The sequence below is a fragment of the Amycolatopsis sp. NPDC051716 genome, from assembly GCF_040681595.1.
In the GTDB taxonomy this organism is placed as follows: Bacteria; Actinomycetota; Actinomycetes; order Mycobacteriales; family Pseudonocardiaceae; genus Amycolatopsis.
This window is the reverse complement of the sequence record NZ_JBFAZA010000039.1, coordinates 1-12,852: the sequence shown is the minus strand read 5'-3', so window position 1 is coordinate 12,852 and position 12,852 is coordinate 1. Positions and strand designations below refer to the sequence as shown.

General features: G+C 72.2%; 12 protein-coding genes. 7 read left to right on the top strand and 5 right to left on the bottom strand.

Annotated elements, in window-relative coordinates:
• Positions 1-16 precede the first annotated feature (16 nt).
• Complete coding sequence (locus tag AB0M30_RS38545; RefSeq protein WP_364594765.1) at positions 17-235, top strand: MbtH family protein; 219 nt, start codon at positions 17-19, stop codon at positions 233-235.
• Between the two features lie 26 nt (positions 236-261).
• Here the strand turns inward: AB0M30_RS38545 and AB0M30_RS38540 are convergent, their stop codons facing one another.
• Positions 262-1,284, bottom strand: a complete 1,023-nt coding sequence (locus AB0M30_RS38540; RefSeq protein ID WP_364594762.1) for an NAD-dependent epimerase/dehydratase family protein — start codon at positions 1,282-1,284, stop codon at positions 262-264.
• A gap of 107 nt (positions 1,285-1,391) precedes the next feature.
• Between AB0M30_RS38540 and AB0M30_RS38535 the strand changes: the two genes are divergently transcribed.
• The gene (locus tag AB0M30_RS38535; protein WP_364594759.1) at positions 1,392-2,198 is read left to right on the top strand and encodes a hypothetical protein; all 807 of its coding nucleotides are present in this window, start codon (positions 1,392-1,394) and stop codon (positions 2,196-2,198) included.
• Positions 2,199-2,304: 106 nt separating this feature from the next.
• Here the strand turns inward: AB0M30_RS38535 and AB0M30_RS38530 are convergent, their stop codons facing one another.
• Positions 2,305-3,084, bottom strand: a complete 780-nt coding sequence (locus AB0M30_RS38530; protein WP_364594756.1) for an alpha/beta fold hydrolase — start codon at positions 3,082-3,084, stop codon at positions 2,305-2,307.
• A 75-nt stretch (positions 3,085-3,159) separates the two neighbouring features.
• Positions 3,160-4,692, bottom strand: coding sequence for an AMP-binding protein (locus tag AB0M30_RS38525; protein WP_364594753.1), 1,533 nt, complete (start codon positions 4,690-4,692; stop codon positions 3,160-3,162).
• A gap of 252 nt (positions 4,693-4,944) precedes the next feature.
• Between AB0M30_RS38525 and AB0M30_RS38520 the strand changes: the two genes are divergently transcribed.
• Genes AB0M30_RS38520 through AB0M30_RS38510 form a run of 3 tightly spaced genes read left to right on the top strand, consistent with a single transcriptional unit; the run spans position 4,945 to position 8,428 of the window.
• A complete protein-coding gene (locus AB0M30_RS38520) occupies positions 4,945-6,177 on the top strand; it encodes a cytochrome P450 (protein WP_364594750.1) in 1,233 nt (410 codons plus the stop codon).
• Between the two features lie 14 nt (positions 6,178-6,191).
• Positions 6,192-7,763 (top strand): GMC oxidoreductase, encoded by a 1,572-nt coding sequence (locus tag AB0M30_RS38515; protein WP_364594747.1) that lies wholly within the window; start codon positions 6,192-6,194, stop codon positions 7,761-7,763.
• 5 nt (positions 7,764-7,768) lie between these two features.
• Complete coding sequence (locus AB0M30_RS38510; RefSeq protein ID WP_364594744.1) at positions 7,769-8,428, top strand: class I SAM-dependent methyltransferase; 660 nt, start codon at positions 7,769-7,771, stop codon at positions 8,426-8,428.
• Positions 8,429-8,508: 80 nt separating this feature from the next.
• Here the strand turns inward: AB0M30_RS38510 and AB0M30_RS38505 are convergent, their stop codons facing one another.
• Positions 8,509-9,711 carry a cytochrome P450 gene (locus AB0M30_RS38505; RefSeq protein ID WP_364594741.1) on the bottom strand — a complete coding sequence of 401 codons (1,203 nt, stop codon included), beginning with the start codon at positions 9,709-9,711 and terminating at the stop codon, positions 8,509-8,511.
• 266 nt (positions 9,712-9,977) lie between these two features.
• On the opposite strand from AB0M30_RS38505, the gene AB0M30_RS38500 reads away from it, so the two are divergent.
• Complete coding sequence (locus tag AB0M30_RS38500; protein WP_364594738.1) at positions 9,978-10,883, top strand: hypothetical protein; 906 nt, start codon at positions 9,978-9,980, stop codon at positions 10,881-10,883.
• 87 nt (positions 10,884-10,970) lie between these two features.
• Here the strand turns inward: AB0M30_RS38500 and AB0M30_RS38495 are convergent, their stop codons facing one another.
• Positions 10,971-11,894: an SDR family NAD(P)-dependent oxidoreductase gene (locus AB0M30_RS38495; protein ID WP_364594735.1), complete on the bottom strand. Its 924-nt coding sequence runs from the start codon at positions 11,892-11,894 to the stop codon at positions 10,971-10,973.
• A 327-nt stretch (positions 11,895-12,221) separates the two neighbouring features.
• Here AB0M30_RS38495 and AB0M30_RS38490 point away from each other — a divergent pair, with 327 nt between their 5' ends.
• Positions 12,222-12,734 (top strand): hypothetical protein, encoded by a 513-nt coding sequence (locus AB0M30_RS38490; RefSeq protein ID WP_364594732.1) that lies wholly within the window; start codon positions 12,222-12,224, stop codon positions 12,732-12,734.
• Positions 12,735-12,852 lie beyond the last annotated feature (118 nt).

Here is a 12,852-nt window from a genome sequence, read left to right as displayed (position 1 = left end):
ATCAGGGAGGACACCCATGACCAACCCGTTCGATGACGAAAACGGCCGGTACCTCGTGCTGGTCAACGACGAACGGCAGCACTCGATGTGGCCCGCGCACGTTCCGGTGCCCGCCGGCTGGACGTCGGTCCACGGCGAGGCCGCACGGCAGGAGTGCCTGGACTACATCGAGCGCGCCTGGACCGACCTGCGCCCGGCCGGCCTGGTGGACGGCCGGGCCGGTGGGCCGGCCTGACCGCCTCCGCCCGGCCGGGCGGCCGTTCAGCCGGCCGGCCGGGTGTCCCAGGCCGCGAGCACCTGCTGCTCCTTCTCGGTGGCCAGGCCGAGCGGCGGGGCGCCCGGCGTGGTCCGGACCTCGCCGCCCGAGCGCAGCCACTCCCAGGTGTCCCGCACGGACTCCGCGACCGGCCGGGTCCGCAGGCCCGCGGCCTTCGCCGACGCACCGGACACGGCCCAGAAGCCCGCCGTGTCGGGCACGTTCGGGATCCACAGTGGAAGCTCGCCCCACGGCTGGACACCCTGGGAGAACAGGAAACCCTCGTCCATCCACACGGGAGTGGCACCGGAGCCGGTCGCCCCCACACAGCTGTCGACGAGCTCGCCCATCGTGGTGTTCGTCCCGTCCGGGACGACGTTGTGGGTGCCGCCGGTCCGGGTCTCGGCCTGGTCCAGCACGAACGCGGCCACGTCGCGCACGTCGATCAGCTGCAGCCCACGCCCGGGGTCACCGGGGGCGACGACCCGGCCGCCGGCCGCGATCCGGGTGAGCCACCACGGCAGCTGCCCCAGGTTGTCGTGCGGCCCCACGATCGAGCCGGCGCGGGCGATCAGCGCCGCGTCCGCACCGTAGACCTGCTCGACCGCCAGCTCGGACCCGCGCTTGTGCGCCGGGTACTTCGCGTAGTCGGCCGCGTCGCCGTCCTCGTCGGCCACCCCCGGCCAGGTCGCGGCCGACTCGTCCACCGGAGCGGTGTCCCACTTCTGGTAGACGGCCGTGGTGGAGACGTACGCGTAGAACGGAGCCGAATCGGCCAGCGCCCGCGCGGTGCGGAGGACGTGGGCAGGCACCAGCCCGCTCGGGTCGGCGACCGCGTCGAACGAGCGCCCGGCGAGCGCCTCCAGGCCTTCGTCGGTGGACCGGTCCCCGCGAAGCGGCTCGACGCCGTCGACGTCCTTGCCGGTCAGCCCCCGGTTGAAGGTCGTGACGTCATGCCCGCGGCCGAGGGCTTCCGTCACGATCGCGCGCCCGACGAACGACGTGCCGCCGATGACCAGTAACCGCATGTTCTCCCCTGTTCGCCACTGTTCGCCATTGACAACAGATGTTGTCGCAGCTCATGATGGTGGCGTAAACAAGTGTTGTCAAGGAGCCCGCTCGCGAGGAGCCGCCCGTGCGAAAGCTGTCCGACGCCCAACGCGCCGCCTTGGCACTGGCGGTGGAGCAGCTGGCCTGGACAGCGGCGCGGGAACTGCCGGAGTTCGCCCCGGACGCCGTCCCGCAACGCGAGTGGCTGGCCGTCCTGACAACGCTGCAGGTGATCTCCGACAGCGCGGAGCAGCTGGCGGCGTCCGCGGCGCTCTCGGCGGCCCGGCACCACGCCGACTACCCCGCGATCGGGGACGCGGCGGAGACCACCAGGCAGGGCGCCAAGCGCCGGTGGCCCGGCCTGACCGGGCTCAGCGAGGAACGCCGTCGCAAGCTGGACTGGTGGCAGCGCCGCGGCGCCCAGCTGGCCGAGTGCGTCGAAGCCGTGCTGGCCACCGCGGAAGAACACGCGGAGACGGACCGCCTTGAGGGCCTGCGCACCCAGCTCGCGGAGCTGGCGGCGGCCGCACCGGCCCAGCGCGTCGACCTGCTCGACACGGCGCTGCTCGACGCGCACGCGATCGCCCTGCGGGCCCGCCCGCCGGCCGGAGCGGCCGCCGCGCTGGCGATCGGCCTGCTCTCCGCGCTGGCCGCCGACGCCTACGCCACCACGAACACCCAGCCGTCCGCCGTCGCCGCGGGCTGCAGCACACCCGGCTGCCCGGCCGGCCCGGTACTGGCCGTCCTCGTCTTCGCCGCCGGCTGGGAAGCGACCCCGGCCTGCCGCGCGCACGCCGTCGAAGCACTCCGGCACCGCGCCAACCGGATCGTCTTGGCCTACGAGCCGGAGGTGGCACTGTCGGTGTTCACCGAAGTCCACGGCACGGGCTGAGCGCCACGCGCCACCGACGCCGGCACGGGGTTCCGGCAAGGTCGTTCGAGAAGTCGTGCTGCCGGAATCGCCCCGGTACGGCACCGGCCACGGCTCTGCCCCGCCGTCACCCGACCTCGGACGTGCGCTCGGCGACCAGCCGCAGAGCCAGGTCCGCCAGCACCTCGTCGGGCCGCTCCGCGAGGTAGAAGTGGTCGCCGGGGAACACCCGGCACGCGAAGTCCCCCGTCGTGTACTTCGCCCAGGCCCGCATGTCCTCCTCGGACAGGTCCGGGTCCCGGTCGCCGACGTAGGCGGTCAGCGCCGCGCGGACCGCACGGGCCGGGTCCGGGCGATATCCGGTGATCAGCCGGAAGTCCCCGCGCAGCGCGGGCATGGCGAAGCTCCGGAAGTCCTCGTTGTCGATCAGCTCCGCCGAGACGCCGCCGAGCCGCCGCACCTCGGCGATGATGTCCTCGTCGGTCCGGAAGTCCTCCGGCCGTCGGTGCGCCGAATCCGGCGCCTCCCGCGCCGACACCACGATCTCGCGGGGCGCGGGCCCGTTCCCGCGCTCGAGCTCCAGCGCCACCTCGAAGGCGATCGCCGCCCCCATGCTGTGCCCGAAGAACACGGTCGGCCGGTCGCCGGGTTCGGCCAGCGCGTGCGCGATCGGCGTCACCGCGCCCGCCATCGTGTCCTCGCACGGCACGCCCATCCGGTCGTGCCGTCCCGGGTACTGCACCGCGACCACGTCCACCCGCGGCCCGAGCGCGTCCGGCCAGGACCGGAAGAAGTTCGCGGCGCCACCGGCGTGGGGAAAGCACACCAGCCGGACCGCCGCACCGCGCGTGTCCGAGTACCGCCGAAGCCAGTCCGCCGAGGTCGCTGCACCATTCCGAGAAGCCATACCCCGCAACGTAATGCGCGCGGGCGCGCCCCACGCCGTTGCCGACAGCTTGCTGCCACCACCGCGGCCCCGCCGTCACACGGGCAGCAGCCGCCGGAGGATCTTGCCGGAGCCGGACTTCGGGATCCGCTCGACGAACCGGACCGCCCGCACTTTCTTGTGCGGAGCCACCCGGACGGCGACGAAGTCGAGCACCGCCTCGGCGGTCGGCCCGTCCCCGCCGGGGCGGCGGACGACGAACGCGACCGGGATCTCGCCCGCCAGCTCGTCGGGCCGTCCGGCGACGGCGGCGTCGGCGATGCCCGGGTGCTGCATCAGCACCGCTTCGAGCTCGGCGGGCGGCACCTGGTGGCCCTTGTACTTGATGAGCTCCTTGAGCCTGCCGACGACGGTGAGCACGCCGTCGGCGTCGTGGCGGACGAGGTCGCCGGTGTGCAGGAAGCCGTCGGCGTCGATGGTCGCCGCCGTGGCTTCGGGATCACGCAGGTACCCCCTCATCACGTTCGGGCCGCGGCACCACAGCTCACCGGTCCGCCCCGGCCCGGCGTCCCGGCCGGTTCCGGGGTCGACCACGCGCCAGTCCGTGTAGGGCGCCGGCAGCCCGACCGAGCCGACGGGCAGGTCGTCGCGGTGGTCGGGGGTCGCGTGCGACGTCGGGCCCAGCTCCGTCATCCCGTAACCCTGGCGGATCCGGCAGCCCAGCCGGGCCGCGACCGTCCCGGCGAGGGCTTCGTCCAGCGGTGCGGCACCGGAGAACAGGTAGCGGACGGCGCCCAGATCGGCGTCGCCCTCGAGCGGGCTCTTGGCCAGCAGCACCAGCACCGGTGGGGAGGCGTAGACCCGATCGGTCCGGTACCGGGTGATGGCGTCGAGGAACGCGCGGAACTCGAAGCGCGGCAGGGTGACGACGAGCGCACCGGCACGCAGGCTGAGGTTGAGGACGATCTGCGTGCCGTAGATGTGGAAGAACGGCGGCGACGCGAGCACCCGCGAGCCGTCGGTCAGGTCCGTCATGAACGCGTCGTTCTGGCACATGTTCGCCACCAGGTTGCGATGGGTCAGCATCACCGCCTTGCTGGTCCCGGTCGTGCCGGAGGAGTACGGCAGGAGCGCGACGTCGGCTGCCGGGTCGATGCGCACCGCCCGGGCGCGGTGGCCCCGCTCCGCCAGTGACCGCAGCGTCTCCCCGCCGGGCCCGGCGGGGACGTCGAGCCCGATCACCGGTGTACCGGCGGGGACGCGCGGCAGGCAGGCGGCGTCGGCGAACACCAGGCAGGCCCGGCTGTGCTCGAGCTGGGCCCGCACCTCCGGCTCGGTGTAGAGGCTGTTGACCAGCGTGGCGGTCGCGCCGGTGCGCAGGCTCGCGTAGAGGGCCACGGCGAACTGCCCGCTGTTCAAGCCGAAGATCGCGACGACATCGCCGGTGCCGAGGCCGCGCTGCTGCAGCGCCCCGGCCACCCGGTCGATCCGGTCGGCCAGTTCGCCGTAGGTCAGCGTGTCCCCGGTCGCGGCGTCCACGATGGCGGGCCGGTCCGGCGGCCGCGGCACCGCGAACACGTGGTCCACGACGCAGTGATCGGGGATGGCGGACGGTGCTGTGCTGCTCATCTACGCGGACTCTGCCGCACCGCGCCCGGCGGCGGCCGGATCGTGGCAGGAAGCTGTCGTCCGCGCGGGGCCCGCGCGTCCGCTGGCAGCAATGTGTGCTGCGCCGGTCAAGTTGTTGCCAGGCGCCCTGGAATGCCGGCGGTGCCTGGCTAGCGTCGCTGCGAACGACCTGGCCGGGGCGGCCCAGCCTGCCCGCGACGGACGCGGTCGTCAGCCGATCTCCCGTCGTCGAGCAAGCAAAGCGAGGAGCCGATGAACTCGCCCATCGTGACCGACCAGCCCCCGTCGACCGGCGACGGCGGCGCCGCACTGCTGAGCTGGCTGCAGCGGATGCGCGCCGCCGGCACGGTGACCTACAGCGAACAGACCGGGGCGGTGAACGTCTTCGGCTACGCGGAGGCGGTCCGGGCGCTGTCCGACCCCGCGTCCTTCTCGTCGCAGCTGGGCCACGCGGGCACCGGTGCCGACCCCGACGTCGAGCGGTTCATGTCGGGCAACCCGCTGGGCGCCGACCCGCCCCGGCACGGCAAGCTGCGCCGCCTGGTCAGCCAGGCGTTCACGCCCAGGGTGGTCGCCGAGTACGAGCCGCGGATCGCGGCCATCGCGACGGCCCTGCTGGATTCGGTGGCCGACAAGGACGAGTTCGACTACGTCACCGAGCTCGCCTATCCCCTGCCCGTCACGGTGATCGCCGAGCTGCTCGGCATTCCGGCAAGCGACCAGGAGATGTTCCGCACCTGGAACGAGGCGATGCTCTCGGCCACCTATGAGAGCCCGTTCGACGGCCAGGGCACCGACGTCAACATCCCCGAAGCGGTCACGAAGGCGATGCGGGAGCTGTGCGAGTACGTGCTGGGCCACGTGCGGTCGCGGCGAGCGCACCCGCGGGACGACCTCATCACCGGGCTGGCGATGGCCACCGTGGACGGGGAGAGCCTCACCGACGACGAGGTCGTCGGCTTCGCGGCCGGGATGCTGCTCGGCGGCCACATGTCCACCACGATGATGCTGGGCAACACGGTGGCGTGCCTGCTGGAGCACCCGGACGACCTCGCCGCGGTGCGCGCGGACCGCTCGCTGCTGCCCGCGGCCGTCGAAGAGGTGCTGCGGTTCCGGTCGCCGACCACGCTGGCCGCGCGCATGGTGAAGAAGCCGACGCAGCTCGGCGGGGTGGACCTCCCGGCGGGCAGACTCGCCGTCATCTGGACCCTGTCGGGCAACCACGACGAGCGCCAGTTCGAGCGCCCCGACGTGTTCGACATCCGCCGCAGCCCCAACGCCCACCTGACGTTCGGCCACGGGACCCACTTCTGCGTCGGCACCCAGCTGGCGCGGCTGGAGGCCAAGGTTTCACTGGGCCTGCTGCTGGACCGGTACCCGGAGTTCGCCGCGACGGCGGCGCCGTCGTACTACAACCGCTTCGAACTCTGCGGCGTGAAGCAGCTTCCGCTGTCCGTGTCCGCGACCGCCCGACGTCCGCAGTGAAGGAGAAGACTGCCGTGGCTGGATTGACCCGCCGGAACTTTCTCATGGGGGCCGGTGCGCTGACCGCGGCCGGGCTCGCGGCCGGCGCCGGCGTCCCCGCCTTCGCGGCGACCGGCGACCCGGTTGAGGTCGGCGCCCTGATCATCGGCGCGGGCTACGCGGGCGCGGTGGCGGCCCTGCGGCTGTCCCAGGCCGGCGTCTGCACGGTCCTGCTCGAACGCGGGCGCCGGTGGCCGATCACGCCGGCGGGCGACACGTTCGCCGAACCGTGGACCCCGGACGGCCGTGCCGCGTGGATGTCCACCAGCTTCCCGGTCCCCCGGTACGCGGGCGTTCTCGAGCAGCTCGACGGCAACGGGGTGTTCGTGCACAACGGCGCCGGGGTGGGCGGCGGCTCGCTCGTCAACAACGGCGTCACGCTGCAGCCGATCCGCGCGCAGTTCGAAGCCTCCTTCGGCACGCGCCTCGACTACGACGAAATGAACCGGATCTGGTACCCGCGGGCGCGGCGGCTGCTGGGCGCCGCGCCGATTCCCGACGACGTCCTCGCCTCGGACCCGTACTTCAGCGCCCGCATGTTCAAGGAGGAGGCCACGGCGGCCGGCCTGGAGGCGTTCCGGCCGGACGTGCTGGTGGACTGGAACGTCGTCCGCCAGGAGCTGGCGGGCAAGGTGCGCGCGTCCGCGATCGCCGGCCTCGGCGGCTGGGGCATGAACAGCGGTGCCAAGCTGAGCGTGGACCGCACGATCATGCCCGCGGCCGAACGCACCGGCAAGGTCACCGTGCGGACGTTGCACCAGGTGACCGGGCTGCGCCGGGAGGGCGACCGGTACCTCGTCGAGTGCGAGCGGATCAGCGAGACCGGCGAGGTCCTCGAGCGGCCGCGCTTCTCCGCGCGGTACGTGTTCCTCGCCGCCGGCTCGACCGGGACCAGCCAGCTCCTGGTCAAGGCGAAGGGCCGTGGCACGCTGCCCCGGCTGAACGACCAGGTCGGCCGGCTGTGGGGCCCGGGCAGCGAGCTCGAGACCATCCGGGTCGGCGAGCCGTACCAGCCGACCAACGGCGGGCCCGCGGCCATGTCCCTCAAGGACTGGGGCAACCCGGACGGCCCGGTGACGTTGGGCAGCTTCCCGTCGGGACCGTCGCCGGAGGGCGGCGGCATCTCGGCCGCGGTGGCCGTGGTCCCCGCGCCGCCGCTGGGCAGCTTCAGCTACGACGCGGCCGCGGACAGCGTGACGCTCAACTGGCCCAGCAGCGATCCGGCGGTGGTCAAGCTGAACACGGCGGTCGCCGGCACGCTGAACCGGCTCAACGCCGCCAACCCCGGCACCAGGACCTACCACCTGAACGCGGGCGGCACTCCCCTCTCGCTCGGGGGCGCCGTGCTCGGCGCGGTCACCGACTCGTTCGGCCAGGTCCAGGGCTACCCCAACCTGTTCGTCATCGACAGTTCGCTGATCCCCGGCACGACCGGCGCCGTGCCGCCTTCGCTGACCGTCACCGCACTCGCCGACCGCTGCGTCACCGCCGCGCTCATCCGCATCGCGGGCGTCCGGTCCCCGTTCGCCGCGGCCCACCAGGAGTAGGAGCCATGACCGCACTCAGGCGGCAAGTCGATCTGACCCCCGAACTGCACCGCTACGTGGTGGCGCACAGCATGCCGCTCGGTCCGGCCGCCGACGACCTGGTCGCCGAGACGGCGCGGGTCTTCCCGGAGAGCGCGGCCATGCAGATCCCGCCGGAGCAGGCGGGCCTGCTGACCATGGTGGCCGGCCTCCTCGGCGCCCGCAACGCCATCGAGCTGGGCACCTACACCGGGTACTCGGCGCTGGCGATCGCCCGCGGCCTCGCCCCGGGCGGCCGCCTGCTGACCTGCGACGTCAGTGAGGAATGGACCGAGATGGCCCGCGTGCACTGGGAGAAGGCCGGCGTGGCCGACCGGATCGAGCTGCGGATCGCGCCGGCGATCGAGACGCTCAAGTCGTTGCCCGCCGACCCGGTCGTGGACTTCGTGTTCATGGACTCCGACAAGCGCAACTACCCGGCGTACTGGGCCGAACTGGTGCCGCGGGTGCGTCCCGGCGGGATCATCGCCGTGGACAACGTGCTGCGCCACGGCCGGGTGGTCTCCCCCGACGACGAGCGGGTAGCCGTGATGCGCGAGTTCAACGACCTGGTGGCCGCCGACGACCGGGTCGACGCCGTGATGCTGCCGCTCTCCGACGGCCTCACCCTCGCCCGTCGCCGATGACGCGGTGACACGCAGAACGGGAAGGACCCGGCCGGGTCCTTCCCGTTCTGCGTTCGGCTTCGGTGTCCGGCGGACCCCGGTCAGAACACGACGGGCAGTTCGGCCAGGCCGTGGTTGCGCACCGACGGCCGCCAGTTCAGCGACGCGGCGGGCACCGCGAGGGCGAGCCGGGGGAACCGGTCCAGCAGCTTGCCGATGGCGATCCGGCCCTCCAGCCGGGCCAGCGGCGCACCGACGCAGTAGTGCGGACCGTGCCCGAGGGCCACGTGCGGGTTGTCCGCCCGCTCGACGTCCAGGTCGGCGGCACCCGGGAACCGGGCCGGGTCGCGGTTGGCCGAGGCGAAGGACAGCAGCACCTGTTCGCCTGCCGGGATCGGGACACCGCCGATCTCGACCGGCACGAGCGGAAACCGGCGCAACGCGACGTTCGCCGGGCTGTCGTAGCGCAGCAGCTCGTCCACCGCCGTCGTGATCAGGTCCGGCCGGGCACGCAGTTTCGCCAGCTGGCCGGGATGGCGCAGCAGCGCCAGCACCCCGTTGCCGATCATGTTCGTGGAGTTCTCGTACCCGGCGAGCAGGACCAGGAACGCCAGCGCGGTCAGTTCGGGCTCGCTGAGCCGTCCGTCGCCGTCCCGGGCCCGCACGAGGTCGGAAAGCAGGTCGTCGCCCGGCCGGGCCCGCTTGTCCGCGATCAGCTCCTGCAGGAAGCCGACGATGCTGCCGACCGCGTCCCTGACCCGTTCCGGCTGCGCGTACGCCTCGCCGGCGAACATCTCGTCGGCCCAGTGCCGGAACCCGGCGCGATCCCCGCCGGTCACCCCGAGCAGGTCGCAGATGACCATGAACGGCAGGGGCACGGCGAACTCGGCGATGAGGTCGGCCCGTCCCCGCGCCGCCATGGCGTCCAGCAGCCGGTCCGCTTCGCCCTCGATGGCCGTCTGGAGATCCTCCATCCGCCGCCTGCCGAAAGCGTGCGCGATCAGGCCGCGCACCCGGGTGTGGTCCGGCGCGTCCATGTTGAACAGGTTCGCCCGCAGTTCGCGCGGGAGGGGCAGGCCGCCCCACCGCTTGTGCCCGGCGTTGCGGCTGTCCATGGACAGCCGCGGATCGGTGAGGGCCGCGCGGACGTCCGCGTACCTGGTCACCAGCCAAGCCCGCGCTCCGCCGGGGAGGCGCACCTCGCAGACCGGGGCGGCGTCGCGGAGCCGGTCGTACAGGTCGAACGGATCGGCCATGAAGGCCGCGTCCAGCACGGGGGCCTGCTGCTCGGTGCGCGAGTCCATACCGCCAGCATGGTCGGGGTCCGTACCGCTCTTCGCGGCACGGCAGCAAGCTGCCCGGCACTGGCGCAACGTTGGCAGCTTGTTCCCCTTGCCTCGGAAATCGGTTCGACATCGCACGGTCAGAGTGGCACAAATGGGTGTTCCGAGCGTATTCCCGTACACCGGTGGAGGTGGCTAAGACACGGATGGCTGGGGATACTGATAACCGGTGAGGGACTTACTTCCGGTAAGGCCCGGACGACCGCGTGAAACACTGGGGGGTGGCGTTGACCGAAACCACCGAGAGCCTGCGATTTGCAGCCGAAAATTGTCAAAGCTTCAACATCATTCCGGACCAGTCCCGTCTGCCGGAACCTTCTCCCGATGCCGAGCACTGGCTGAGGGACGAGTCCGTCGTCGACCAGTTCGAGGTGTACCGCGCGCTCGAGCAGGCGCAGCGGATGGTCGACATCGCACTGAGCACCTACCGCGACTGCCGGGAACACAGCCCGTCGATGGTCGATCTCTGCGCGGGCGAAGAAGAACTGAAGCCGGTGCTCGCGCAGTTCCTGCAGCGGTCCGGCCGCGCACCGGCGCAGCTGTGCACGGTGTGGAGCCCGCGGCCGCGGCTCGAAGCACACCCGTCGCTGCTCAGCCGGCTGGCCGGGGGTCCGGGCGGCACCGAGGTGTGCGTCCTGGCGCGACCGGAGGTCGCGACGTCACTGGAAGGGGAAACGCAGCTGGACGAATTGAACCGGTACGCGACGGTCCGGGTGCACCACGAGCGCCTGCCCTACCTGACCATCCTGAGCAGGCGCGTCGCGATCCTGCGCACCGCCGTCGACGACGGGCCGTCGAAGATCTTCCTGATCAACTCGACCGAGATCGTCCTCAGCCTGTCCCTGCTGTACACCGCGGCGTGGGAGAAGGCGATCGACCTGGAGGAGTTCCGCCAGCACGGGTTCGAACGGGACGACGACATCGCCTCGCAGGTGCTCGACCTGCTGGGCAACGGCTGCAAGGACGAGACGGCCGCCCGGCAGCTGGGCATGTCGGTGCGCACCTACCGCCGGTACGTCGCCGGGCTGATGGACCGGCTGTCCGCCAGATCCCGGTTCCAGGCGGGCGCCCAGGCGGCCCGGCTCGGCCTGATCGGCGGGGACCCCGACCAGCCGATCCCCCGGCAGGCCTAGCGGCTCGCCCGGGCGGGTTCGCCGGTGTGGCCCGGCGGACCCGCCCGGCACCACCGGCGAACCTCCCGGGTCACGCCGCCGTCCGGGTCACCGCCGGTACGGGGCGGTGAGGTCTTCGACGGCGTCCCACAGTTCCCGTTCCCGCGCGGGGTCGTAGGACTCGCCGGACGAGCGGACGACCTCCGCGCGATCGACGTACGACCCGGTCGGCGCGTCGACGCGGCCCAAGGCGACGTCGGCGAGGCACCCGCCCGCCACCTTCCGGCCGGTGGCGAGTGGCGTCAGCGCCAGCGCCGGCAGCACCCGGCGCATCGCGAACCGCGCCACGGCGTTCGCGTCCCTGGCCAGGTCCGTGCCCGGTACGAACGCGGGGTTGTACGACACGACGTCCAGCCCGGAGGGCAGCCGCCGCGCGTACTCGTGGACGAGGTGGATGGCCGCGAGCTTGCTGGTGGAGTACGCGGTGCGGCCGGCAGCGACCGTGCCGGGACGAGGGAACGCGCCGACGCGGGCGAGTTCGTCCGGCGCCCTCCACCGGGGTCCGGGGACCATCCCCAAGTTGTGCTTGAAGTCGCCGAAGTGGGTGTCGCTCACGGTGATCACGATCCGCGCCGGCGTCTCGAAGAGGTCCTCGAGCCGCCGGATGAGGACGTGGTTGGCCAGGACGTTGATCGCGAAGGTCGCCTCGAAGCCTTCCGCGGTTTCGTGCCGGGCGTCGGTGAACTGCCGGCCCGCGTTCGCCACGAGCGTGCGCAGCGGCGGCAGCTCCTTCTCCTCCAGCAGCGCCCGCAACCGGCCGGAGGCGGCCCGGACGCTCGCCAGCGACAGCAAGTCCGCCTCGATCCACCGCACCGGGCTCCCGCCGGCGCCGAGCTCGTCCGCCAGCGCGGCGACACCCGGACTGCGGCCGAGCAGCACGAAATGGCCGTTCCGGTTTTCGCCGACGAGGCGCTCGACGGCCACCCGGCCGATTCCCCGGGTGGCTCCGGTCATCACGACGGTGTGGGACACGGGTATTTCTCCTGACCGCCGTGACGGCTATTCGGATTCGGCGGTACCGGACCGCGGGAAAATCCGCGCAAGGAAATACCCGAACGGACGGCAGCACTTTTACCGGACGCGTCACCACGCCACCCGTTCCGATTGTTTACCCCCGGCAGAACCCCCAGTGAATCGTCGCTTCGACCCGTCCGCATTGTGGCCCCGCCTGACAGACGCTGTCAAGCTCGTGCGCGAGCCGCCCGGCGCTCGGCCGGACCGGCGGAGCGGCCCCCGACTTGACACTTGCCGTCAAGCAGCTGGTAAATTTGACAGAGGTCTCGACGGGAGGAGGGTCCCTTGAACGAAAGCACGCGCCGGCGGCCGCGAGGTGCCGGGCACGGGACGTCGACCGCGACGCACACCGCCATCGCCCGCCAGCTCCTGCACGACATCGAGGAGAAGATCCTCCACCGCCTCGAGCAGCTCCTCAGCGGTGACGAACTGCGGCCGGCCGTCGAGGGCCTGCGGCAGCAGCTGCAGGCCGACACCGAGATGTGGGCGGCTCAGGTCACGGGACCGGACAGCAGGCTCGCCGAGGCGACGATTTCGAGGATCGTTTCGGCCCTGTACCTGGACGGGACCGAGTTCACCCAGCCGGCTTCCTGGTGGCGGACCCCGTTCGGTTCCGTGGTCGCCCGGCGGCTCGGCCACCCGACTTCGCCCGTCGTCTCGCTGTCGGTCGCCAGCGCGATGCTCGGGATCACCCGCCAGGGCGCACACGACCTGGTCAAACGAGGCAAGCTGCAGCGGGACACCGACGAGGTCGGTGTCCTGGTCAGTTCCATCAAGGACCGATTGGATCCCCGCTAGTCAGGTGCTGTTCGCGCCGGTTTGGGAGTGCACATGTTTGAGAGGTTCACCGACCGCGCGAGGCGGGTGGTCGTCCTGGCTCAAGAAGAGGCCAGGATGCTCAACCACAACTACATCG

Bases quoted from the DNA above. Each gene is read 5' to 3' on its own strand.
- AB0M30_RS38545 (WP_364594765.1), top strand. From the start codon at position 17: ATGACCAACCCGTTCGATGACGAAAACGGCCGGTACCTCGTGCTGGTC.
- AB0M30_RS38540 (WP_364594762.1), bottom strand. From the start codon at position 1,284: ATGCGGTTACTGGTCATCGGCGGCACGTCGTTCGTCGGGCGCGCGATC.
- AB0M30_RS38530 (WP_364594756.1), bottom strand. From the start codon at position 3,084: ATGGCTTCTCGGAATGGTGCAGCGACCTCGGCGGACTGGCTTCGGCGG.
- AB0M30_RS38525 (WP_364594753.1), bottom strand. From the start codon at position 4,692: ATGAGCAGCACAGCACCGTCCGCCATCCCCGATCACTGCGTCGTGGAC.
- AB0M30_RS38520 (WP_364594750.1), top strand. From the start codon at position 4,945: ATGAACTCGCCCATCGTGACCGACCAGCCCCCGTCGACCGGCGACGGC.
- AB0M30_RS38510 (WP_364594744.1), top strand. From the start codon at position 7,769: ATGACCGCACTCAGGCGGCAAGTCGATCTGACCCCCGAACTGCACCGC.
- AB0M30_RS38505 (WP_364594741.1), bottom strand. From the start codon at position 9,711: ATGGACTCGCGCACCGAGCAGCAGGCCCCCGTGCTGGACGCGGCCTTC.